The following is a 1683-nucleotide window of genomic DNA, read 5'->3' on the forward strand; positions in this document are numbered from 1 at the left end:
GTTCTGGATATTCGCCACGACTTCGCGCGCCGGCAGGACGTGAAGCACCCCGCCAACGACACGCAACAGCACTTCGTCGCCATCCGTCAGTCCCAAGGCGCGACGCATGTCGGCGGGCACCTGTAATCGTCCGCCGCTAACCAGTTTGCCGCGTTGAACGTTCATCGACAATCAATCCAGGACATACAATTAATGCATCTTCATGCATTGACGGCCATGCCATACAACAGCGGAATCCCACTAGCGATAATGTCCGCTATCGCTAGTGCGCTTGCTTTTTCCGGGCGAGCCGGTTCAATCTGGCGACCGTGAACCAGACCGCGCTCATTGCCCTCGACACCGCCGTCGCGATTGACGCGGCTGTCATCGATGCCGCGCGCCGCGCGATGAGCGTCAATTCGTGGCGGGCGTTGCGGGCCGATATCCGGATCTTCGCAAGCTGGTGCGCGCCCCGGCATCTGACGCCGCTGCCCGCGACCCCGGCGGCGGTGGCGGCTTTTCTTCGCGATCAGGCGGCAGGCGGCAAGAAAGCCGCGACGCTGGCGCGCTATACCGCGTCGATCGCGCGGCTGCATGGGCTGGCGGATCAGGCCGATCCGACGCGCGCCGAGCTGGTGCGGCTCGAACTCAAGGCGCAGCGCCGGGCGCTGGGGGTGCGCCAGTCACAGGCGCGCGGGCTTCGCTTTCGCGGACAGGTCGCCGACCCGCTCGCCGCCGCCGGGCCGGTGGGCGTGTGTGTCGAGGCGATGCTGACCGCTGCGGACGCCGAAACGCTGCGCGGCGCGCGCGACCGGGCGCTGCTCAGCCTCGCGTTCGACACCGGCCTCCGGCGATCGGAACTGGTGGCGGTGCATTGGGGGCATGTCGAGCGCGGTGCCGGCGATGGCGGGCGGCTGTTCGTGCCGCGATCGAAAAGCGATCAGGAGGGTGCGGGCGCCTATGCCTATCTGTCGGCGCGAACCATGGCGGCGCTGGCGGCGTGGCGCGCGGCGTGCGCGGGGGTTCGCGAGGGGCCGGTCTTTCGCCGCCTGCACCGTGCGCGGGGTCGCGACGGTAGTGATCGATGGAGCGTCGGCGCGGGGCTGAGCGCACAGTCGGTGACGCTTATATATAGAGCCATGCTCGATGCCGCGCGCGCCGCCGATCTGCTGGGCATGATCGACGACCATGATTTCGATGCGTGGCGCGCGGGGCTGACCGCGCATTCGACGCGCGTCGGACTGACCCAGGATCTGTTCGCCAGTGGTCAGGACCTGGCGGGCATCATGCAGGCGCTGCGCTGGAAAAGCCCGGCGCAACCCGCCCGCTATGCCCAGGCGCTGGCGGTGGAATCAAACGCGGCGGCGAAGGTGGTGGGCAAGCTGTGAGGCGCTTGCCTGATGATTGCGCCTGATGGATTGGTTGGTTGGCAGGATAGGGCCGGCTGCGTTCATTGTATTACAATGGCGGATCCCTGTGGCGCGGCGCTTCACCTTTCGGCAGGAAATTATCGCGGCGCAGCGAAGCGCGGTTGCCCGAAACGGGATTTGCGCGTTTGGATGCCGTCAAGCGAGGGAGAACCAAAGGCCTATGACCCATCCGACGATCGTCCCCGTCATCCTGTCGGGCGGCAGCGGCACGCGGTTGTGGCCGATGTCGCGGCCCGAGCGGCCCAAGCAGTTCCTGGCGCTGACCGCGGCGCAG

At 67.3% G+C, this 1683-nt stretch carries 3 protein-coding genes; 2 read left to right on the forward strand and 1 reads right to left on the reverse strand.

All coding sequences use genetic code 11. From position 1 onward, the window contains the following. A partial coding sequence (locus VL973_RS14295; RefSeq protein WP_414712200.1) for an AbrB/MazE/SpoVT family DNA-binding domain-containing protein occupies positions 1–165 on the reverse strand: 165 nt, incomplete at its 3' end. A gap of 143 nt (positions 166–308) precedes the next feature. Between VL973_RS14295 and VL973_RS06435 the strand changes: the two genes are divergently transcribed. Both VL973_RS06435 and VL973_RS06440 read left to right on the forward strand, forming a co-directional pair. Continuing rightward, positions 309–1367, forward strand: a complete 1059-nt coding sequence (locus VL973_RS06435; protein WP_325283203.1) for a tyrosine-type recombinase/integrase — start codon at positions 309–311, stop codon at positions 1365–1367. A gap of 202 nt (positions 1368–1569) precedes the next feature. After that, positions 1570–1683, forward strand: a 114-nt coding sequence (locus tag VL973_RS06440) for a sugar phosphate nucleotidyltransferase (protein ID WP_325283204.1), incomplete at its 3' end; no start/stop codon positions are given.

Source organism: Sphingomonas sp. (assembly GCF_035490575.1).
Classification (GTDB): domain Bacteria; phylum Pseudomonadota; class Alphaproteobacteria; order Sphingomonadales; family Sphingomonadaceae; genus Sphingomonas.